Here is a 20,820-nt window from a genome sequence, read left to right as displayed (position 1 = left end):
AGAAAGAGAGAAGAGAGGGTTAAAGCTTTATCCCATAGTTCTCGATCCTTATTCCCGGCTCCTCCGTTACAGTCCCCAGCTCGAAGCTTTCGAAGTATCTGTTCAAAACCTGCAGGGCGTCATCTTTCTCCTCTGCCGTAACAATGGAGATCATTCCGACGCCCATGTTGAAAACGCGGAACATCTCACCCAGAGGGACGCCGTTCTCGTAAATTAGCCTGAAGATTCCCTCTATCGGTGGCATCTCAAGGGAGAAGCCGTAGGGAGTAATGCGCTTGAGGTTGAGCAGGCCGCCGCCGGTTATGTGGGCTAAACCGTGCACCTCGACGTTCTCGATCAGCTCGAGGATCGCTTTGACATAAATCCTCGTCGGTTCGAGGAGCCATTCCCAGAGCTTTTTCCCCTCGTACTCGTACTCAAGTCCGTACTTAGGGATCAGAAGTTTTCTCGCGAGAGTTAGGCCGTTGGAGTGGATTCCAGAGCTAGCTATTCCTATTACTGAATCACCGGGTTTAATCCTCTCACCCGTTATCACCTTTCCTTTTTCAACGACGCCTATGGCCGTCCCGGCCAGGTCAAAGCCGTTTATGAGGTCGGGCATGACCGCGGTCTCTCCACCGACGATCGCTATCCCCGCCTGCCTCGCCCCCTCGTGAAGGCCCTTTGCTATCTCCTCAAACACTTTTTCATCAGGCTCTCTAACGGCCAGGTAGTCAACCAAGGCCACCGGCTCGGCGCCAACGCAGAGCAGGTCGTTCACGTTCATCGCTATCATGTCTATCCCAATCGTGTCAAACTTCCCGACTGACTCAGCCACGAGAACCTTTGTCCCAACGCCGTCTGTTGTCATGGCCAAGTAAAAGCTCCCGAAGTCCATTAATGCCGCGTAGTGGCCTAGGTTCTCGGCCGGTTCTCCAATTTTGCCTCTCCTGAACTTGAAAGTCTCCTTGGCAAGCGAGATAACGCTCTTCAATGCCCTTGATGTCTTTTCATCGTCAACTCCAGCCTGAGCGTAGGTAAGCATGAGCACCACCGGTGAAAGTTGAGTTTGGGGCTTAAAAGCTTTATCATTTTTATGGCTAAAAAGGCTTAAATATTTCGAATTTTTAACATTTTATCGTCAATAAAGGGGTGGTGTTCATGATAAAGCTTCGTGACGAACTCGGAACCGCAACGACCGACTCGGCACAGAAGATACTCCTCCTCGGGAGCGGGGAGCTCGGAAGGGAGATAGCTATCGAGGCCCAGAGGCTCAGTGTTGAGGTCATCGCCGTTGACCGCTACGCCAACGCCCCGGCCATGCAGGTCGCCCATCGCTCTTACGTTGGAGACATGAGGAGTGCTGACTTTCTGTTCTCGGTCGTCGAGAGGGAGAAACCAGACGCGATAATCCCCGAGATAGAGGCTATAAACCTGGATGCCCTCTTCGAGCTCGAGAAGGACGGCTACTTCGTTGTTCCGAACGCCAAAGCAACGTGGATAGCGATGCACCGCGAGAGGACGAGAGAAACCCTTGCAAAAGAAGCTGAGGTTCCTACTTCCCGCTATGCCTACGCATCGACTCTCGATGAGCTGTATGATGCCTGCGAGAGAATAGGCTACCCATGCCACACCAAGGCCATAATGAGCTCCTCCGGAAAGGGCTCCTACTTCGTTAAAAGTCCCGAGGACATCCCCGAGGCCTGGGAGGAGGCCAAAAAGAAGGCCAGGGGAAGCGCTGAGAAGCTCATCGTCGAGGAGCACATAGACTTCGATGTGGAGATTACCGAGCTGGCAGTGAGGCACTATGACGAGAACGGCGAAATAGTTACCACCTTTCCAAAGCCAGTCGGCCACTACCAGATAGACGGCGACTACCACTCAAGCTGGCAGCCGGCTGAGATAAGCGAAAAGGCTGAGAGGGAAGTTTACAGGATAGCTAAACGAATAACGGACGTTCTCGGCGGCCTCGGCCTCTTCGGCGTTGAGATGTTCGTTAAAGGTGATAAGGTGTGGGCAAACGAAGTCTCGCCGAGGCCCCACGATACCGGCATGGTGACTCTGGCATCCCATCCAACGGGCTTTTCGGAGTTTGGGCTTCACCTTAGGGCAGTCCTTGGCCTGCCGATTCCGGGTGAGTGGGTGAACGGCTACCGCCTCTTCCCGCTTTTAACTCCTGCGGCAACCCACGTCATCAAGGCCAACTCCCTCGGTTATTCACCGCGCTTCAGGGGTCTAGTGAAGGCACTGAGCGTTCCCAACGCAACGGTGAGGTTCTTCGGCAAGCCTGAAGCGTATCCTGGAAGAAGGCTCGGTGTTGCGATAGCGTGGGATAAAGATGTGAGTAAGGCAAAGAGAAAGGCCGAGATGGTTGCCCACTCGATAGAGCTCAGGACGAGGTCCGCTAACTGGCACTCCCAGGACTACGAGAGGCGGAAGCACGTGCTTGGGGGCTGATCTTTTCTTTTAAGCAAACTTTCCCTTTAGGGCAGAAGGATGTTGGCCTTGCTTATGCTCCCCCTGTGTTGTTTCCAAATGGGTACAAATAACCTCAATCAGACCCTCTGAGCTGGGGCAACGTAACATTTTTGTGCACTAGAAGGATGGACATATGTGGTATTTCTCCAATGAATTGGGCAATATCCGAAAAGTTTAAATAGCCTGAATCGCAGCATAAAGCGCAGGCTGGGATCTTTAGTGTACTCAAATCAGCGTGGTTGAGTAAGTGAGTGTGGATCAAATAGGGATTGGGATGGAATAAGAAGTGGGGGATGGGGTTCCCCGTTTGTTTTAACATTTTTGCCTGCCCAGAGGTTCTCAAGATGGATCCGATGATTCCGAGGTTCTTTTGGGTTCCATCCGGGAAAATGGTGTATTGAATGTCGAGTTAATGATGAACGGCCTTTCTCAAAGTTAGCAAGAGTTTGTGGAAAGAAAAGTCATCCGAAGATGCTCGATCCGAAGAGGTGCAGGAAGACCTCAAACGCTATGAGGACGAGCGTGACCGCTATGACGCCCTTGGGGCTGACCTTGATTGCCCTCGTATCTTCATCAAAGAACCTCATGAGACCGGCGCCGGTTGGGGGAAGGGTCGTCTTTTCCTTTGCCATTTTTATCACCTACCACTTCTACCCGGAATCCAATAAAAGCTTTGCCCTCTACCCCATTTTTAAGCTTTTTCACTAAGGTTTATTAAGCTCAAATACCCACTTTCAGCCGGTGGTGAAGGTGGGCTACGAAAACCTCAGCCCCAGGATGAAGAGGGTTTACACTCAGGTTCGCTATCTTGACGATTACCACTGGAGCATAAGGAACGACGTAATAGGGGGGATCCACAAAAAAAGCGGGATCAGGGTGAAGATCCTTGCCGCGGACAACAGGGAGCACGCACTCAAAATAGCCGATGAACTAAACGAAGAGGGAATAGTTATCATAGCTGTTCCAGACAAGGGCGTCTTCACCGTCCACAACGGGGCTTTTGTGATGACCTATAAGTACGCTAGAGCGACGCTCAGCGATGTGCACGACCATATCGTCTGGAGCGGCTTTGAGGTAACGGAAAAGGACGGGCAACTGTCCCAGGAGGACTTTTATGAGTACCTCGGCGGCAGGCTTATAGCCCACATAAAGGAGAATGCCGTCATTGGACAGGACTACGTTTTCTGGCAGTTCTACAAGTGTGAGAAGTGCGGGAAGTACGTTGATATAGACAGCCTTGAGGCTCACCTAAAGGGTCACGGGATCAAGCTCCACGAGAAGAACGGGGAGAGGTACGAGGTCTTCGAGATAAACTTCCGCGACGGAAAGGTATACGACAAGTTCGGGGAGGAAGTTCCATTTGGAGAGTTCAGCGAGGAGACAAGGGACTTCCTGAAGGAATCCATGGCCTCCGCAGGGGAAAGATAATGAAATCGAGGCCTATGCCTTTTTCTTCTCTTCTGTCCCTAGTAACTCATTTATATCCCTGAACTCGCGCTGGATTATCTTGAACTCCTGCTCTTTGAATGCCTCTGGACTAGCTATCAGAATCAGAAGGCCGCCGTGGGAGAGCACGAAGTCCCTCACCGACAGCAGGAACTTCATGGCGTTCTGAAAGCCGACTTCAACCGACAGGTATTCGAACGCGTCGATATAAACAACTCTAAAGCCCTGCTCAACCTCCCTCACGACGAGATCCTGAAGGATGCCGAGCTTCGTTGGGGATATTGCCACTACAGTCGGGGCCTCCTCAACCTGCCCCTCCCTGGCTTTTGTTACCCAGAACACCATTGATGCGGGGGTGAACCTTCTCCTGGCCTCGTGCGGTGAAGTTCTGGTTACTGCCACCAGATCGTTCTGGAAGAAGTCCGGAATAGTTCTTGTTACTTCTTTGACGTCTTTGGCGAAATACGCTCCAGACTTCAGCTCGATCCTCTGGGGGCCTGATGGCTCCGAAATTGGGTAGAACACGAAGGTAAACGCCCCAAGGGCGGCCAGAAGTCTTCCCAGGGCGGCAGTGAAAAAGGCCACATGTGAATACCACTCGATATTCCTTGTCACGGGATAGGTTAGATTGAGTACGCCAACTATAAACAGCCCAATGGGAAAGAGCCTGTCCCAGAGACGTCTGGGGATAACGTAGTTCCACAGAACAACGCTGAGGTAAACGATGCTCCCTCCAAGCAACAGGGATGGGAAGCTGGAGTTGAGGGCAAAGTTGCCGTGGAACGCATCTACGGCAAGAAGGAATATCCAGACGTATGAAATGACGAGGATAGCCGATAGGCAGAGCACGTGACGGAAGGACGTCTTTTTGTACTTGAGGTGGAAGCTGCCCCAGAGGGCGAGTATTGAAACGTAGAAGTTGGGGATCTTTGACGACACTGTGTAGACAGGCTTGGGGATTGTTATCCCCAATGGGGTGAGAATGTACGCTTCAACGTCCAGGGCGTTTATGAAAGCCGCGGCGGATATGAGGGCCCAGCCTTTGTCCTGTGTCCTGTACGTTTTGTACGCAACGGCCGCGAAGAGGATCCACCTTGATAGGAAGTTTAGGAGGGCGATGCTGTCAGCCATCCCCCCTCACCCGCGAGACCTTTTCCTGCTTGAGGATTACCAGGGTCCCGGCCGGCACGTTCTTATCCACCACGACCCCCGGCCCGATAAGGGAACCGCTTCCTATCTTCCTTCCGGGGTAGATGCTGACGTTTATTCCCGTTTTGACGCCGTGACCGATTATAGCCCCAAGCTTGTGCCTTCCACTGTCTTCGAGCTTGCCCTTTATCTCCACCTTTATGTTGCCCCTGTCGTGCCTCAGGTTGGCGGTTATCGTACCGGCCCCGAGGTTGCTGTTCTCGCCGATTATTGAGTCACCGACGTAGTTGAGGTGGGGGGCGTTTGAGTTGTCCATTATGATGGAGTTCTTCACCTCGACTGCGTTTCCGACGTGGCAGTTGTCTCCAATGCTCGTATAGGGCCTTATGAAGCAGTTCGGACCGATGCGGGAGTTCCTGCCTATCTTGACTGGCCCGATGATGTAGGCCCCGCTCCTTATCACCGTTCCCTCACCGACCTCCACAGGGGGGATGAGCACTGCTCCCTCTTCAACCGTTCCCCTGACGTCGTGTTTGAGCTTGTTCTTTAGGATATATTCGTTGAGCTCCAGCAGGTTCCAGGGCCTTCCTATGTCGTTCCAGTAGCCGTCGTAAACCGCGCAGGCGACCTTTTTCCCGCCTTCTATCATCAGGTTCAGCGTGTCGGTTATCTCGTACTCCCCGCGCTCGCTGAGGTTGGTCTTTTCTATGAAGTCGAAGACTATCGGTTTGAAAGCGTAAATTCCGAGGTTGGCGTATCCCCTAACCTTTCCCGGTTTCTCCCTTACGGCTTTGACGAGGCTTCCCTCAGTCTCTACCATTCCGAAGTGGCTTAGATCGTCGAACTCCTTAACTACGAGGGCAGCATCCGCGTTTTCGCGTCGAAAAACAGATATGAGCTCCTTAATTGCTTCAACATCAAAGTATATGTCGCCGTTGACCACTATGAACTCCTCTTCACCCACGTGTTCTTTCGCCGATTCTATGGCCTTCGCCGTCCCCTCCCCCGGTAACTGGTCGACGTAGGTTATCGGCTTCCCGTTGAACTCGTCGCCGAGAACTTCGATCAGCTTTTCCTTCTTGTACCGGACTATAACGACGAACTCGTCAACGAAAGGATCCAGGTTCTCAAGAACGTACTCTATTATAGGCTTATTGGCCACTTTGAGGATAACCTTAGGTCTGTCGTCGGTGAGGGGCCTCAATCTTTCGCCTTTTCCAGCCGCGAGTATAACACCCTTCACTTTCTTCACCTCCAGAGCAGTGCAATAAATGATAGTAGGGCATATGCTATCACAAACTTCCTGCCATAGCGGGAGGATCTTAAGATAACTTCGAGCACCAAGAGGGAAAGCAGGAAAGAGACGGTGGAAGTTAGGATGGCATCTATGCTGCCTACACCGGGGCCACCCATTAGAATGGCCCGAAGGGCAAAGTAGCCGGAAGAAGCTAGGAGGCTTGCCCTAACCGCACGTTCGACGTTTTTCTCGACTACCAGGGCGGCAAGGAGTGATGGCGCCCCCCGTGCTATACCCGGGGAAGAGAGTCCCTGGGCAATCCCCATCGATGTTGAGAGCACGAAGGCCTTTGTGTCCTCTGGAAGTCTTAATGAAACATTAGTCAGAGCCGCTGGGATCAAGAGGCCTATCCCCAAAACAATGTCCACGATGATGAGCTGGGAGGCCGTGAGGGTTCCGACTCTTTTCCCTATGGGATAACCGATGACGAACGTGAAGAGGAGTGAGTACAGGAATACCCGCGGCCACTCGTCGGTGCTCTGGGTTATGAAGTCCCGGGGGATCAGGCCTATTTCTCTCCTGAAGTAAAACACCCCGGCGAAGGCGGCCCCCACGTATATGGGGCACAGATATCCCGAAAGATTGGGGACGATCTCCGGACTAACCGGAAGCCATGCCAAAATCGTCCCCAAAAGGGCCCTCAGTAACATTACGGCGTAGTCCAAGATACCACCTGATTATCCTTGGTACGGACAAAAATAAACCTTTCGAGGGAGGCGCGATAACTTTTTATATTTCCGCACCCAATTGGTTTAGAGAAAGATCTCTTAGGGGGTGGAATTCATGGGATTGGGTGCGATAATTGACAGCCTCAATAAGTATGAGGGACTCTTCGGTAAGCTCGGCCTTCTGACCGTCCTGGTGTTTCTGCTGCTTGTTGTGGCAGGTTTCACCAGTGGACTGACTGTCGGTAAGGTAATGACCACGATACTGCTGTTTCTAGCGCTTCTGGTAATATACTTTGCCTATGAGGTCAATAAAGACTTGAATGAGTGACTCTTTTCTTCCCCTCAGGCATCTTTTTAAACCCCTTAAAAAACTCTTATTCCGCGAGAAAAAAAGCAGTTGAGGTGAGATTATGAAGAATCCGTTTGAGAAGATGCCCACGGTTCTTACCGCTGATGAGCTCATCGACAAGGCCTTCAGGAGGGCCGAGAAGGCGGCTTCGGCTTTCACTCCCCAGGGCGGCCCCAGAGCCAAGGCTAGGGGAAGGGAAGAGCTCAGAGTGAGGACGGTTTCCAACGTGATAAGGGACAACCTCCGCAAACTCCTCGACAGAACCCCCGGAGTCTCGGAGCTTCCGGCTTTCTACAGGGAGCTCGTTGATACGCTCGTCGATAGAGACCAGTTCCACCGCTCCCTCGGAAGGGTGAACTGGGCAATAAAGACCATCAGAAACCTCGAGCAGAGATACGTTGAGAAAATCCGCTATTCACGGGACCCAGTTGAGATGGCGAGGCTCAGGAGGGCTTTCTACGGCCGTGTTGCCGACGTTCTCAAGGACATTAAAGACGACCTTGAGTACCTCAACCAGGCCAGGAACGTGCTGAAGGACCTTCCAGTCGTCGATCTTGAGCTTCCAACTGTAGTCATAGCAGGCCATCCCAACGTTGGTAAGAGCACCCTGCTGAGGGCTCTAACCAACGCGAAGCCCGAAGTTGCCAGTTATCCCTTCACAACAAAGGGCATAAACGTCGGCCAGTTCGAGGAGCACTACCTCAAGTACCAGGTGATCGATACGCCGGGCCTCCTCGACAGACCGCTTAGCGAGAGGAACGAGGTGGAGAGGCAGGCTATACTGGCCTTGAAGCACCTTGGAAAGGTTATCGTCTACATCTTCGATCCAAGCGAATACTGTGGCTATCCGATAGAAGAGCAGACCCACCTCTTTGAGGAGATCCACCGTGAGTTCGGCGAGTTCCCGTTCATAGTGGTGCTCAACAAGGTGGACATAGCCGAGGAGGAGAAGATCAAGGCCATCGAGGAGTTTGTCCGCTCCAAGGGACTCGAGCCGATAAGGATTTCGGCGCTCAACGGCGAGGGCCTGGATGAGCTTAAGGAGCGGGTTATAGGACTCGTCAAGCCGATGGTCGAGGAGCAGGCGAGAAGGATCATGGAGAAGGAGCTGAGGAAGTACCGGGAAGAGCTGGAGCTCTGACCTCTTTTGCTCTCTTTGTCGTTAAATTCTGTAAACCCCAAAATTTTACGCTAGAAGTTGTTTACCATAAACTTTTTAGGTTTATGGTATTTAACGATAAACATGAATGTGGAATCCCTTATAGAACTCCTCAGGGAGGGGGAGAACGAGAGGGTTGAGTTCAAAGCCAAGGCAACCTCCAACATAGCGAGAGAAATCTGCGCCATGGCAAACGCTGAGGGCGGCTACCTGCTTATTGGGGTCTCGGACGAGGGCCGAATCGTTGGAGTGGACACCAAGAAGGCGAAGGAAGTCCTGTCCTCGGCGCTTCAGAACATAACTCCACCGATAAGCGTGAAAACTAACGTGGTCCGCGTCGGAGATAAGGACGTTCTCGTCGTGGAGGTTCCAAGGTCAAAGACGCTGTGCTCCATCGGGGGGGTCGCTTACATACGAATTGGCTCCAGCATCAGACCCCTCTCAGTCCAGGAAATCCTGATGCTCTCCGCTGAGATGGGGACTGTAACGTGGGACGAGTTCCCACTGGTTGACCTTTCAGAGATGAAAAATGAATACGTGGAGTGGTTCTTCTCCGCCCTTGAGAGGGCCAGGGGCAGGAAGATACCTAGAGAGGATTGGATGAGATACCTTAGGAGTTCGAAGGCGGTGAAGGGAGAACGCCTGACGAACGCGGGGGTTCTCTTCTTCACGGATGCCACCGACTTTATACCCCACTCAGGGGGTAGGATAGTGTGGATGCAGGGGGACGAGGCGGTAAAGAGCGTCGAGTTCTCAGGCCCGGTCTGGCGCGTGGTTGATGACATGTTCTACACCCTCACACGGGAGTTCAGGACGTACGAAGTTGTCGTTGGGACGAAGAGGGTTAAGCTCCCGGAATATCCCCCAAGGGCGGTTAGAGAAGCTTTGATAAACGCTTTTGCCCACAGGAACTATGCCATCCCAGCGGACGTCAGGGTTTTTGTTTACCCGGACAGGCTTGTGATAAGAAACCCTGGGGGCTTAATGCCGGGAGTTGATCTAAACGACCCCGAACACGTTCCGAGGAATCCCAACCTGTGCTCTCTCCTCTACGATGCCGGCTACATCGAGAAGTACGGTTATGGCCTGAGGATGATAAGGGAAGAGTGCAAGAAACACGGCCTCGTCGGTGTTGAGTTTAAAACCAGGGCAAACAGATTCGAGGTCATCTTCCACAAATGGGCAGGCAGACTGCTCGATGAACTTGACAGAAAAATCCTATCGGCTCTGGAAACTCCCAGGAGAAGCGGGGAACTTGCGGAAGAGCTTGGAATATCAAAGCCCACCCTTCTTAAGAGGCTCAAGAAACTTGAGGGATGGGGCCTCGTGAGGAGCGAAGGGAGGGGCTCTCAGAGGCGTTACCTCCTGAACCGTTAACTCACGTAAACCCCAAAATTTTACGCTGGGGGTCGTTTACTGTAAACTTTTTCCATTTACAGTGCTTTACGGTGACGCTTAACTGTTAAGAAAAGCCAAAGTGGTTTAAAGGAGAAAAGAGCTCAGGCGTTCTCTTCCTTGATAAGAATGGCGTTGACAACCCCGTCCTGGCCGGGCCTGCTGGTGACGATGGCCTTGCCGGCCTCGGTCTCGATGATGGCCCCTTTGGTGATGATGTTCCTCCTCGCGTACTGCCTGTTTGAGGGGTTCTCAATAACGTTGAGTATCTTGACCTTCCTTCCCTTTCCGCCCTCGAAGACGTTGGCGTAGAGGGCCTCGATTAGGCGAACCTTCCTGTTGCCGCCGTAGGTTCTTATGATCTTCCTCTTCTCCCTGTCCTCTCCAACTTTCGTGTTGGCCGGCTCTCTTCCGAGCTCCCTTTTCCTCTTCTTCCTAGCGAGAACGATCCTTCCACCTGAAGGCTTTTTGAGTGATCTTCCCTGCCAGATGGCCATTCTTCTCACCTCATATGATCCTGAGTCTCGTTCGACCTAACGCCACTTTGGGAGGTGCGTTTATAAGCTTTTCTTACCTTCAACCGGTGGAGGGTGAGTGAATGCTCTTCGTCGTGAGACCCGGAAGGAAGAAGAACGAGCTTGAGGCATTCTTCATTGAAAACGAGCCTGAAAAACTCTCTCAGATGCAGAACCTCAAAGCTGACGCGATATACCGATTTATAATGCGCGAGGGGCGGCTCTTCAAGGTCCTTGAGGGGAGCCAGTACAGGAATCCGAAGGAGATTGAAAAGCTCCTCCGTCAGGCCCGAATCGTCCTTGTGAATGCCGACGAGTGGGAGGACTACTTCAAGAGGAGACTGCAGAACAAGCGCGTTGAGAAGGCCGAACTCTGCCGCCTCTGCCTTCTTGAAGGTAAAATAACCGTTCTAACCTCAGGAAACCGCATAAAGTACCACGACGAGTACATCTGCGAGAGATGTGCCGAGGATGAGCTTAAAAGGGAGCTCCGCTTCCGCTTCAAGAGCATCGCCATGTTCGACCAGGCTAAGAAGCTCCTGGAGAGGTTCAGGGATTTGGATAAAGTTCTCTACGCCTTCGACCCGCGCTTCGACCCGACCAAACACCCCGAGATAACCAAGTGGGACGAGCTGAAGGCGAAGCACGTTAAGGTTGAGAAAGTCAAAGTGGACGAGCTTCCGGTTCCGGAGAAGTTTAAGGAGGTTCTAAAAGGAGAAGGAGTTAACGAGCTCCTTCCCGTTCAGAGTTTGGCGGTAAAGAACGGCCTGCTCGATGGTGAGAGCCTCCTTGTGGTTTCCGCAACCGCAAGCGGGAAAACTCTGATTGGGGAACTCGCCGGCGTTCCGAAGGGGATGAAAGGCCGGAAGATGCTCTTCCTTGTCCCGCTGGTGGCTCTGGCAAATCAGAAATACGAGGACTTTAAGCGTAGGTATTCCAAGCTCGGCCTCCGAGTGGCGATAAGGGTCGGAATGAGCAGGATAAAGACCAGAGATGAGCTTGTTGTCGTTGATACGGGCATAGACGCCGACATAATCGTCGGAACCTACGAGGGAATTGACTACCTCCTCCGCGCTGGCAGAAAGATAGGGAACGTTGGGACGATAGTCATCGACGAGATTCACACTTTGGATGATGAGGAGCGCGGGCCCCGCCTAGACGGCCTCATCGCGCGCCTTAGAAAGCTCTACCCAAGGGCCCAGTTCATAGGCCTCTCGGCAACTGTCGGCAATCCGGAGGAGCTGGCGAAGGAGCTTGGGTTAAAACTGGTGCTTTACGACGAGAGGCCGGTTGACCTGGAGAGGCACATTATAATCGCAAGGAACGAGAGCGAGAAGTGGAGGCATATAGCGGCCCTCTGCCGCGCCGAGGCGAGCAGGAAGTCCCAGCAGGGCTATAAAGGCCAGAGCATAGTGTTCACCTTCTCAAGGAAGAGAACCCACGAATTGGCCGCCTACCTCACGAGCAAGGGGCTGAAGGCGAAGCCCTACCACTCAGGCCTGCCCTACAAACAGAGGAAGCTCACAGAGATCGAGTTCCAGGCCCAGATGCTCGATGTTGTTGTAACAACAGCGGCACTCGGAGCTGGCGTGGACTTTCCCGCTTCCCAGGTCATCTTCGAGAGCCTCGCGATGGGCAACAAGTGGCTGAGCGTGAGGGAATTCCACCAGATGCTCGGAAGGGCAGGGAGACCGCTCTACCACGAGAAGGGGAAGGTCTACCTCATAGTTGAGCCTGGAAGGAAGTACTCGGCCCAAATGGAGGGCAGCGAGGACGAGGTTGCCTTCAAGCTCCTCACCGCTCCGATTGAACCTGTTATCGTCGAGTGGAGCGACGAACTCGAGCAGGACAACGTTCTGGCACACTCCTGTGTCTTCAACAGGCTTGACGTCATTGAAGACGTTCAATCCAAGTGTATCGGCGCCAACCAGAACGCCGAGAAGGTCCTTGAGAAACTGGCCGAGTTCGGTTTTGTGAGAGTGAAGCGGCCTATCGTTGAGGTCACTCCCTACGGAAGGGCAGTTAGCATGAGCTTCCTCCTCCCCAAGGAGGCCGCGTTCATCAGGGAGAACCTTGGAAAGAAGGAAGCAAGGTGGATAGCCGTTAAGCTCCTCCCCTTTGAGAACCTCTACCTAAGCGGAACACTCCAGAGGGAGCTTGAGGGAGCTGTGAGGGGAAGACTAAGCGCCAACGTCTTCTCGCCGAGCTTCGCATCAATCCTCGATGAACTCGACAGGGTGATTCCGGAGCTCAGTCCCAACGCCGCCGAGAGGCTCTTCACGATGTACCAGGAGTTCTTCATGTGCCCCGAGGAGGACTGCGCGGAATATGCCATGGAGCGCGTCAGCAACATGATAATCGAGCTGAGGCGGAGCGGAAAGCACCCCACTCAGATAGCGGAGCACTTCAGGAAGGTTTACGGACTGATAGTCTATCCGGGAGACGTCTTCACATGGCTCGACGGCATCGTTAGGAAGCTTGAGGCCATCGAGAGGATAGCGAGGGTCTTCCGCGTGAGGAAGGCTGAAGAAGAGGCGAAGCTCCTTAGAAGGGAGATCGAGGAGGGCAGGAGGATTCAATTTAAAAACGGGGGGCGAGGGCATAGGCCCATCACGGGAGGTGGCTCCTAACCCCCTCAACAACCCGTTTGGCGAGTCCCCTCTTGGGCAACTTGAACGACTCCACTATTGGAACCACCCTGCCAACCGCGCTGTTTATTGTGGCGGCCATGCCCTCGAGTGAGCGGACAATGCGTTCCTGCTCCTCCATCGTGGAAGTCACTTCTTCAGTTGAGGCGGTGGTTTCCTCTGCAGAGGCAGCCAGGTTTTCCATTGCCCTCAATGCCTTTTCAACTTCCTCCTTCGTGCGTATGATGCCGTCTTTAACCTCTTCCATCTTGGGAGCCACTTCCTCAATCATCTCGGCGATGTTTTCGAGGTACTGAACCGTCTCCTCTAGGCTTGATGAGCTCTCTTCAACCGTGCTGACGCTGTGCTCCGTCAGTTCTACCGTGTTCTCTATCCTGTCTGACATCTGTGTTATTATGGCCCTTATGTCCTCAGCTGCCTTTTTGCTTTCTTCAGCAAGCTCCTGTATCTCCTCCGCAACGACTGCGAAGCCTTTGCCTGCCTCACCAGCCCTGGCAGCCTCAATAGCGGCGTTTAAGGCAAGGAGATTTGTCTGCTCTGCTATACCAGTTATCACGTTGGTGATGTTCTCAATGTTCTTGCCCATATTCCTTATGGAGTCAACGGCATCTTTTACGTCTCCTATGATACTCTGAATTCTCTTTATCTTCTCGGCGGAGACGCGGCTTCTCTCCCTTCCCTCGTTGGCCATGCTCACAACTTCTTTCATGGACTCTTCAAATTCCTCCATGGAACGAACGCTCTGGTCGCTTATCTCCCCCACGTAGCGCATTCCCTCAGTAATCTCGTTGATGTTCTCCTGCTGTCTCTGGGCCTCGATTGCTATCTGTCGGACGGCTTCAGTGCCCTGTTCAACTAAGCTAACACCATCCTTTGACATCTTGAGAAGCCGCTCCGAGTTTGACTTCAGCTCCGATGTTATTTCGTTTAAAGTACTCACCGTTTTAATCAGTCTCTCCCTGAACTCGTTGAGGGCTCTATGAACCTTCTCAAACTCTCCGCTCCCTCCCTTAGGTTCCGCTGTGAGATCGCCTCTTGAGAGGGCAGTGATGTAATCAACGAGATGTTTCGGCTCCTTCTCGAGTGTCTTCCCATGCTTTACACTCTTTTCATGTAGGGACATAAAATCATCGATTACCCTTTCAAGGAATTTAAGAAGATAAACTCCAACTGAGATGCTGAGGGCCAGCATTATCAGAAGGTAAATCTTAAGGTACGTAAGCTTCCTGCCGTACGTGTTGCTGTAGAGTCCAACCGCTTTATTCATCTCGGTAAGGAGCTCAACGTTGTGGGCCAGGATGTAATCAAGGGCAGCCTTGAACTGCGGGTCACTCGGGTCTTTAGTGGCCACTATCTGAACGTTTTTGTAGAACGGTTGCCAGAGTGCCTCCACCTTTTCGAGTTGAGTCCTGACTTCAGGTGGCGCCGGAGGAACTGGTTGTTCCTTGCTGTGTATTGGGGCGGTTCCACCGTAGAGCAGGGCCCTCAGGCTTTTATCAAAAAGCTCGGCCGTTGCTAGAAGGTCCTTTCGATAGCTATCATTGCCCACTGCTATCGCAAGTGCCTCCTTCGACATCTTCTGGGTGAGCATCCTCTGCCTGCCGGCTATGTCTATCACTGCCCCGTCCGCCTTCGCTTTGCTGGCGTAGATGAACACTCCACTGACTGCGACTAGGTTGAGGATTAGCATTATGACTATCCCTACCCTAACCGTCTTTCGTATGTCCATCCTTACCCACCGTAAAAATAACGTTTTCAAAGTTTAACACGCTTTTGTGTAGGTGGGAATGTAGGTAAAAAGGAATTATCCTTTCTCAAGTCTTTGGGTGTAAGTACTTGACCGAGATGGAGAGCACTGAGGAAGGGGCAGAGACAATCAGGAGGGAGATTGAGAATGAAAGGATGCTGGAGAAAAGAAAAGGAGAAGGGTTCACTTCCTCCTACGGAGCAAGGCGGGAACCGCGGCTAGGGCCACTATAGCGGCCGGTCCGCAGATTCCCTTTCCTCCCTCGCTGGTGGTTGTCGTTGTGCTCTTCTTGGTGCCGCCTATCGTAATCTCCTTTGTGGTCGTTGCCTTGTTCCCATAGAAATCCTCTGCGACTATCTCTATCTTGTACTTGCCTTCATTAAGGCCCGGAAGTTGGACGATGTAGAAGGTATCCCCAGGCTTTCCGCTTGATGGTTCCCCTGGGAACTTTTCGACCTTGCCGTACTTAACAGGATTGCCCTTCTCATCGTACACGACTGCATACAGATCCCTTATGCCGAGGTTGTCCTGGGCCATGAAGTAGACGATGAAGTTGGAGTTCGGCTTCGGGTGGCTGGGCTGGAGGTAGGCTATCTGGAGGGATGGCTTTGCGGTGTCTTTTTCGGTGTCGATAACGAGCTGGGAAACTCCCTGGGGTACTGTGGCGTTCAGCATAACGTAGTACTGATCACCTATCTGCCTCTCTCCAACGACAGTGTAGGTTATGTTTGTGGCGTCGGGGTCGACGTTGGCGCCCTGGGGTATTGGAAGGACTATTGGGCCCGAAACGCTTTCGTTGAGCTCGTTGACGAACTTAACAACTGTGCCCTCCTGGGAAACCTGCCTGAAGGCCAGGAACCTCTGCGGAACCGGGACGCTCATGAAGTCGCTCCTGACCTTGTCGTTCTGTATGTCCACGTTGACATAGGGCATCTGGACGCTCCCGTTCTCTGTTATGATCACAAGGTTGCTTCCGTACCAAGTCGGGCTGTATCCTGGGTGAGTAGCCGGGTTGGTCTCCTTGTCCGGGGCGCCGGTTGAGGTCAGGGTGAGGAAGTAGTGCTTGTTGCCCTCTTTATCGATGTAGAGCCAGTACATGTCGTGGTGGATGTGGCCGCTCATGGTGAGCGGGACGTTGTACTTGACTATGTCCTCGAGGAAGCGCTTGGCGATGTTTTCATCGGTGAGCCAGCTCCTGCGGAGGTGGCCCTTTATCTGATCCCAGTCGCTCTGTGGGTCAAGGCCCTTCAGCACGCCGCCGAGGTAGTTCCATCCGGGGTCGAAGAAGTATGGGTGGTGGTAGAGGATAATTGGAGTGTAGTTCTTGTGCTCGTCGAGAACTTTCTCCATCCACTCTATCTGATCCATCGTTGGGTATCCCTGGTCACCGCCGGTATCGAGGCCTATTATCAGGAACTTTCCTACGGTCACGTAGAAGTACTTCGGGCCGAGGATCTGGGTGTAAACGGTCGGCGGGTCATCGTGGTTGCCCTTGATTCCAACAACTGGAATGTCAGCGGCCGAAGTGTCCTTGGTTATGTCGAACATGACCTTGTAGCCCACCATGTCGCCGCTGGTGTCAACCTCGTCGCCGGTGTTTATCATGAGGGTTGCTCCCTTCATTCCCCAGTAGAGGTATGCGCTGTACGTGGCGACAACGCTGTGGAGCGGGATCGGGTTTGAACACATCTTCTCAAGCTTGTAGATATTGCTCTGGAAGTAGTCGCCGCAGACGTAGCCGACCTTTGCGCCCGTGGTAACGTGCGTGTCGCTCGTCCAGGCGAGCTTGAGCTCCTTCGGCCACTCCTTGAAGACCTTCAGGCCGTTCGGCAGAACCAGGGTGCCCTTGTTGGTTTTTATGAGGAGGAAGTAGGTGTCTGGGGTTATGTCCTTCGGAGTGCCCACTTTAACGACGCTCATTCCATTCTCCCCTGGGGAGGTTCCGAGGATGTTCAGCTGGTACGGGCCGTGAAGTACTGAAACTGCCTCTATCGAGCTGACGGTTATGTCGCTGCCCTTCAGGTAGAGCTCAAAACTGCCTCCAGGGATCGTAAACGCCGGAACGACGGGTGCTGGCTGGTGGAGGTAGTCGCTGTAGGTGTGGGAGTACTCCTCTGCTGAAACGTAGCCAACGGTGGCGAAAACGGCAGTCAAGACAAGCAGCAGGGAGAGGACTTTCCTTAGCATGGTATCACCAGGTAATAAGGAAACCGGCGGGGCTTAAAACGTTTCCTCTGCATGCTATTTTCGAACCGGAAGGAGATAAAATGCTGCCTTCCTTTTTTGGCCCCTCGCAATTCAAGCTCCTTTAAGGTGTCCGACAATGTATTCTGCGGTGTCGGAGGTTCCGCCTAGGTGCCGGTATAGGCTGTACAGGTCGAGGATTTTATTCCTCTGCTCGGGTGAAGGTCTAACTATGTACCTCGTGAATAGAACTGCCATCTCCACGAGAACGCAGTCCGCCCTGCTGAAGGGCACCCGTGTTAATTCCCCAGGAAGCCTCCTTTCTGGGAAGAACTCGCATCTGAGGACTTCTGCAGTCCCTATCTCATCCTTCCAGACCTCTCTTCTGCACTCGACTTTTCCAAGCCAGCCTGGAAGACTGGATATCCACCGATGCCCTCCGCTGGATTCAAAGGAGATGCTGACGCTGAGGTTGAGGGCAGTTCTCACAAGAAGTTCGGCGTCCCAAGTAATTTGGATGGCTGTTCTGTTGTTTTCGAGGAGGTCTTTGAAACTCTTACCTGGGAAGAGCTTGAAGTGAAGTGTTTCCCCCTTCCTCACGACTCCAACGGGGGTGACATTGGACTTTGAGACCAGCAGAAGCTCGTAAACCTGGCCCTCCTTAAGCAATTCCAGCATTGGAACCACCCAAATCAAAAATAGAAGGGGCAAAGTTCAGAGTTGCTTGGGCAGGACTATTATGTCCTCGCGGTCGATGTAGAACGTGACCGGCTGGGTCGGGCGGAGCCCCTGGACTTCCCTGTCGCTTATCGTCCTCGCGATTATCCTGGTATCCCCAAAGAGTCCCACGACCTCGGTGAAGAAGCCGTAGTACTCAACGAGGTCAACGGTGCCCTCGATGGAAACGGCGTTCTCAACGGGGTGGAGCTTTATCCTCTCGGGCCTTATGACGAGCACGACGTCATCTTTATCGCCCTCGTAGTGGAGGCCATCGAGGCGGAGCCCTTCGAATTCGGCTGTTACCTTGTTCCCATCCCTCTCTACGACTTTTGCGCGGATGACGTTGGTCTTACCCATGAAGCTGGCAACGAACTCGCTCTTTGGCCTCTCGTAGATGTCCCTCGGCGTTCCCACCTGCTCGACGGTTCCGACGTTCATGACAGCTATCCTGTCGCTTATTGCCATGGCCTCCTCCTGATCGTGGGTAACGTAGATGACGGTTATTCCCAGCTCGCGCTGAATCCTCCTTATCTCGGAACGCATCTCAAGTCTCAGCTTTGCGTCGAGGTTGCTTAGGGGCTCATCGAGGAGGAGAACCTTCGGCTCTACCACCAAAGCCCTCGCTATCGCGACACGCTGCTGCTGCCCACCTGAGAGCTGTGTGGGATAGCGGTCTTCGAAGCCCTTGAGCTTGACCAGTTCGAGGGCCCACTCTACCTTCTTCCTTATCTCCTCCTTGGGGAGCTTTTTGAGCTTTAGGCCGTAGGCGACGTTGTCAAAGACCGTCATGTGGGGCCAGAGGGCGTAGTTCTGGAAAACGAGAACGGCGCCGCGCTCGTAGGAGGGGAGATAGGTTACCTCCTGGTCGTCGAAGTAGATCTTTCCGCTCGTGGGGTAGTCCAGGCCAGCTATCATTCTAAGCGTCGTGGTCTTTCCACAGCCGCTCGGCCCGAGGAGGGTGAACAGCTCGCCGTGCTTTATGTGGAGGTTTATCCCCTTAACGGCCTGAACGCCATCGAACTCCTTAACTACGTTTTCAAGCTTGACATCGACCATTATCATCACCTCAGGTGAGACCTATGAAGGAGTACCTCTGCTTGGTTATCAGGTTGGCTACGACTATGGCCGTTATCTGGACGGCCATCAGGAAGACACCGAGGGCGGCGGCAAGGTTCGCGCTTCCAACGGCGCCTATGATGAGCTCCTTCATCTTCGCCGTTATCGGGTACCAGGTCGAGTTTATCGAACCGAGGGTGATGCCGACGCTGGTCTCGCTCATACAGTAGACGAAGCTCAGCATTGCGCCGCCGAAGAGGTTGAGATATATCATTGGGATTATGACGCTCGTGAGGGCCTTCCACCTTCCGGCGCCGAGGTTCATGGAGGCCTCCTCAAGGGAGACGTGGACCTGCTGAAGTCCCGCTGAGATCGAACGCGCCGCGAAGGGCAGACGCCTGATCGAGTATGCCAGTATCAGCGCCGCTCCCGGGAAGAACTCCAGCAGGTTGGTTGGGTCGAGTGTGCTTCCCTTGAACGGCGGCACCGTCGAGAAGAAGAAGAAATAGCTCATGGCTATGACGATACCAGGAACCGCTATGGGTATGGTGGCAAGGCTGTCAATAACCGGGGCAAGCTTGGCCTTCTTGAACCTGTTGGATGCGTAGGCTGAGGTTAGGGAGAGGAGGATTATGATGAGGACAGCAACGGTCGAATACGTGAGGCTGTTTATGATGACCCTCTCTATGTCCGGCTGTGTGATTATTGCCTTCATGTTGTCGAGTGTGAACCCTGTTGGCCAGGTTCCGTACCAGCTCTTGGAGAACGCCAGTAGGAGGACACCTATCTGGGGGAACACCGTTATGAGGAGCACTGGAACGGCAACGAAGGCTATGAGGAGCGCCTGCCACCACTTGGGCTTCGCCACCCTTGGGTTCCACCTTCCGCCCTTGCTGAGCATGGCGTACTGCCTTAGGCCAACGTACCACCTGACGGCGAGGAACATTATTATGGCCAGCGTCAGCATGACTAGGGCCAGAGCTGCCATCTGCGGGTTGCCCACGGCGAATCCTGAAACAAACGAGCTGTAGATCTGGTAGGACATGAGCTTCTTGGCTATTGGGCTTCCCTGAAAGACTATCGGAGCCGCGAGGTCTTCGAGGCTGAATATTCCAACGAGTATCGCGCCGCTCATTATTCCGGGGAGGGCGAGCGGGAAGGTGACAGTCCTGAAGAGGTGGACGCCCTTGCTCCCGAGGTTCTCCGCCTGCTCCTCGAGGGAGGGATCGATGTTGATAAAGCTCGCGTAGGCGTTGAGGTAGACGATTGGATAGTAGGTTATCGTCTGGGCAACGATGACACCGATGAGACCATCGATCCAGATGGGCTTCGGGAGGAGGTGGAGGTGCTCGTGGAGTATCCAGTTTATGATCCCATCGGGGAGGAACATCTTCTTAACGACAACGACGTTAACGAAGGGCGTGACGAGGAGGGGAATGAAGAGCAGTATCCTCATGATGTTCTTGCCAGGGAAGTCGTAGCGGGCCATGATGAACGCGAAGACAGTTCCGAGGATCGTGGTCAGAATCATAACGGCTATGGAAACCAGCACTGAGTTGATGACGACACCGAAGTCCCAGCCGTAGAGGTAGTATACTTCCCTTCCGCCGTAGGTTATCGTCTTTACAAGGTATCCGTCGGGATGGAGGGGGTTGAAGTAGTATGCTGAACTAAAGATGCTTGTGAACCAGTGGGCGGAGATATGACCGTTGTACTCGAACGCCGTCGCTAGCATTACAAAGACCGGGATTATGAGGAATCCCACGATGTACAGCAGTGGGAAGAGAAACGACGTTATGACAACACCATCGGGCAGGGGGGTTCCAAACAGTCTCTCGCTCCATTTGTTGACTTTCATCGGACGATCACCTCATTCTGACGCCATGTTCTCCAACAAAATCGGGGTCTATAAGCATGTTTTAAATGTTTCTGGGTATGGGCTCTAAAATACCCATCGGCCAAGGGGCCGCGCTTAGTCAAATTCATGTCAATTTAGTTCAGTTGAATGGACAAAAATGAGCTCCAAAATA

General features: G+C 53.2%; 17 protein-coding genes. 6 read left to right on the top strand and 11 right to left on the bottom strand.

Annotation, left to right across the window (positions count from 1 at the left end; genetic code table 11):
* Positions 1 to 19: 19 nt before the first annotated feature.
* Complete coding sequence (gene purM / locus A3L09_RS08950; RefSeq protein ID WP_088858624.1) at positions 20 to 1,024, bottom strand: phosphoribosylformylglycinamidine cyclo-ligase; 1,005 nt, start codon at positions 1,022 to 1,024, stop codon at positions 20 to 22.
* 116 nt (positions 1,025 to 1,140) lie between these two features.
* Here purM and purT point away from each other — a divergent pair, with 116 nt between their 5' ends.
* Positions 1,141 to 2,436, top strand: a complete 1,296-nt coding sequence (gene purT / locus A3L09_RS08945; RefSeq protein WP_088858623.1) for a phosphoribosylglycinamide formyltransferase 2 — start codon at positions 1,141 to 1,143, stop codon at positions 2,434 to 2,436.
* Between the two features lie 482 nt (positions 2,437 to 2,918).
* Here purT and A3L09_RS08940 read toward each other — a convergent pair whose 3' ends face one another.
* Positions 2,919 to 3,089, bottom strand: a complete 171-nt coding sequence (locus A3L09_RS08940) for a preprotein translocase subunit Sec61beta (protein ID WP_088858622.1) — start codon at positions 3,087 to 3,089, stop codon at positions 2,919 to 2,921.
* Between the two features lie 118 nt (positions 3,090 to 3,207).
* Here A3L09_RS08940 and A3L09_RS08935 point away from each other — a divergent pair, with 118 nt between their 5' ends.
* On the top strand, positions 3,208 to 3,885 hold the full coding sequence (locus A3L09_RS08935) for a TBP-interacting protein (protein ID WP_088858621.1): 678 nt from the start codon (positions 3,208 to 3,210) through the stop codon (positions 3,883 to 3,885).
* Between the two features lie 12 nt (positions 3,886 to 3,897).
* On the opposite strand, the gene A3L09_RS08930 is transcribed toward A3L09_RS08935, so the two are convergent.
* The 3 genes from A3L09_RS08930 to A3L09_RS08920 are packed head-to-tail and all read right to left on the bottom strand — an operon-like array spanning position 3,898 to position 7,014.
* A complete protein-coding gene (locus A3L09_RS08930) occupies positions 3,898 to 5,034 on the bottom strand; it encodes a DUF835 domain-containing protein (protein ID WP_088858620.1) in 1,137 nt (378 codons plus the stop codon).
* Positions 5,027 to 6,295 carry a bifunctional sugar-1-phosphate nucleotidylyltransferase/acetyltransferase gene (gene glmU / locus A3L09_RS08925; protein WP_088858619.1) on the bottom strand — a complete coding sequence of 423 codons (1,269 nt, stop codon included), beginning with the start codon at positions 6,293 to 6,295 and terminating at the stop codon, positions 5,027 to 5,029. Before glmU ends, A3L09_RS08930 begins: the two co-directional genes overlap by 8 nt.
* A 5-nt stretch (positions 6,296 to 6,300) precedes the next feature.
* Positions 6,301 to 7,014, bottom strand: a complete 714-nt coding sequence (locus A3L09_RS08920; protein ID WP_088858618.1) for an undecaprenyl-diphosphate phosphatase — start codon at positions 7,012 to 7,014, stop codon at positions 6,301 to 6,303.
* 118 nt (positions 7,015 to 7,132) lie between these two features.
* On the opposite strand from A3L09_RS08920, the gene A3L09_RS08915 reads away from it, so the two are divergent.
* The 3 genes from A3L09_RS08915 to A3L09_RS08905 all read left to right on the top strand — a co-directional run bounded on the left by A3L09_RS08915 (position 7,133) and on the right by A3L09_RS08905 (position 9,902).
* Entirely contained in the window at positions 7,133 to 7,345 is a 213-nt protein-coding gene (locus tag A3L09_RS08915; protein ID WP_088858617.1) for a hypothetical protein, read from the top strand.
* Between the two features lie 82 nt (positions 7,346 to 7,427).
* Positions 7,428 to 8,507, top strand: a complete 1,080-nt coding sequence (locus tag A3L09_RS08910; protein WP_088858616.1) for an NOG1 family protein — start codon at positions 7,428 to 7,430, stop codon at positions 8,505 to 8,507.
* Between the two features lie 102 nt (positions 8,508 to 8,609).
* A complete protein-coding gene (locus A3L09_RS08905; protein WP_088858615.1) occupies positions 8,610 to 9,902 on the top strand; it encodes an AlbA family DNA-binding domain-containing protein in 1,293 nt (430 codons plus the stop codon).
* Between the two features lie 122 nt (positions 9,903 to 10,024).
* Here A3L09_RS08905 and A3L09_RS08900 read toward each other — a convergent pair whose 3' ends face one another.
* Complete coding sequence (locus A3L09_RS08900) at positions 10,025 to 10,417, bottom strand: 30S ribosomal protein S8e (RefSeq protein ID WP_088858614.1); 393 nt, start codon at positions 10,415 to 10,417, stop codon at positions 10,025 to 10,027.
* Positions 10,418 to 10,518: 101 nt separating this feature from the next.
* On the opposite strand from A3L09_RS08900, the gene A3L09_RS08895 reads away from it, so the two are divergent.
* Positions 10,519 to 13,065, top strand: coding sequence for a DUF5814 domain-containing protein (locus A3L09_RS08895; RefSeq protein ID WP_088858613.1), 2,547 nt, complete (start codon positions 10,519 to 10,521; stop codon positions 13,063 to 13,065).
* Here the strand turns inward: A3L09_RS08895 and A3L09_RS08890 are convergent.
* The 5 genes from A3L09_RS08890 to A3L09_RS08870 all read right to left on the bottom strand — a co-directional run bounded on the left by A3L09_RS08890 (position 13,046) and on the right by A3L09_RS08870 (position 20,648).
* Positions 13,046 to 14,812 (bottom strand): methyl-accepting chemotaxis protein, encoded by a 1,767-nt coding sequence (locus tag A3L09_RS08890; protein ID WP_088858612.1) that lies wholly within the window; start codon positions 14,810 to 14,812, stop codon positions 13,046 to 13,048. The genes A3L09_RS08895 and A3L09_RS08890 overlap by 20 nt on opposite strands.
* Positions 14,813 to 15,013: 201 nt before the next feature.
* The gene (locus A3L09_RS08885) at positions 15,014 to 17,017 is read right to left on the bottom strand and encodes a CGP-CTERM sorting domain-containing protein (RefSeq protein ID WP_088858611.1); all 2,004 of its coding nucleotides are present in this window, start codon (positions 17,015 to 17,017) and stop codon (positions 15,014 to 15,016) included.
* Between the two features lie 111 nt (positions 17,018 to 17,128).
* Positions 17,129 to 17,692 carry a DUF447 domain-containing protein gene (locus A3L09_RS08880; protein WP_232473518.1) on the bottom strand — a complete coding sequence of 188 codons (564 nt, stop codon included), beginning with the start codon at positions 17,690 to 17,692 and terminating at the stop codon, positions 17,129 to 17,131.
* A 36-nt stretch (positions 17,693 to 17,728) separates the two neighbouring features.
* Complete coding sequence (locus A3L09_RS08875; protein WP_088858609.1) at positions 17,729 to 18,790, bottom strand: ABC transporter ATP-binding protein; 1,062 nt, start codon at positions 18,788 to 18,790, stop codon at positions 17,729 to 17,731.
* A gap of 10 nt (positions 18,791 to 18,800) precedes the next feature.
* Positions 18,801 to 20,648 (bottom strand): ABC transporter permease, encoded by a 1,848-nt coding sequence (locus A3L09_RS08870; protein WP_088858608.1) that lies wholly within the window; start codon positions 20,646 to 20,648, stop codon positions 18,801 to 18,803.
* Positions 20,649 to 20,820 lie beyond the last annotated feature (172 nt).

Origin of the sequence: Thermococcus profundus, assembly GCF_002214585.1 — an archaeon.
GTDB lineage: Archaea > Methanobacteriota_B > Thermococci > Thermococcales > Thermococcaceae > Thermococcus > Thermococcus profundus.
The sequence above is the reverse complement of the archived record's forward strand: the minus strand, read 5'-3'. Positions and strand labels throughout refer to the sequence as shown.

Coding starts and splice junctions, on each gene's coding strand:
- A3L09_RS08940 (WP_088858622.1), bottom strand. CDS start 3,089: ATGGCAAAGGAAAAGACGACCCTTCCCCCAACCGGCGCCGGTCTCATG.
- A3L09_RS08910 (WP_088858616.1), top strand. CDS start 7,428: ATGAAGAATCCGTTTGAGAAGATGCCCACGGTTCTTACCGCTGATGAG.
- A3L09_RS08900 (WP_088858614.1), bottom strand. CDS start 10,417: ATGGCCATCTGGCAGGGAAGATCACTCAAAAAGCCTTCAGGTGGAAGG.
- A3L09_RS08870 (WP_088858608.1), bottom strand. CDS start 20,648: ATGAAAGTCAACAAATGGAGCGAGAGACTGTTTGGAACCCCCCTGCCC.
- A3L09_RS08905 (WP_088858615.1), top strand. CDS start 8,610: ATGAATGTGGAATCCCTTATAGAACTCCTCAGGGAGGGGGAGAACGAG.
- A3L09_RS08915 (WP_088858617.1), top strand. CDS start 7,133: ATGGGATTGGGTGCGATAATTGACAGCCTCAATAAGTATGAGGGACTC.
- A3L09_RS08890 (WP_088858612.1), bottom strand. CDS start 14,812: ATGGACATACGAAAGACGGTTAGGGTAGGGATAGTCATAATGCTAATC.
- purM (WP_088858624.1), bottom strand. CDS start 1,024: ATGCTTACCTACGCTCAGGCTGGAGTTGACGATGAAAAGACATCAAGG.
- A3L09_RS08895 (WP_088858613.1), top strand. CDS start 10,519: ATGCTCTTCGTCGTGAGACCCGGAAGGAAGAAGAACGAGCTTGAGGCA.
- A3L09_RS08880 (WP_232473518.1), bottom strand. CDS start 17,692: ATGCTGGAATTGCTTAAGGAGGGCCAGGTTTACGAGCTTCTGCTGGTC.
- A3L09_RS08875 (WP_088858609.1), bottom strand. CDS start 18,790: ATGGTCGATGTCAAGCTTGAAAACGTAGTTAAGGAGTTCGATGGCGTT.
- A3L09_RS08885 (WP_088858611.1), bottom strand. CDS start 17,017: ATGCTAAGGAAAGTCCTCTCCCTGCTGCTTGTCTTGACTGCCGTTTTC.
- purT (WP_088858623.1), top strand. CDS start 1,141: ATGATAAAGCTTCGTGACGAACTCGGAACCGCAACGACCGACTCGGCA.
- A3L09_RS08930 (WP_088858620.1), bottom strand. CDS start 5,034: ATGGCTGACAGCATCGCCCTCCTAAACTTCCTATCAAGGTGGATCCTC.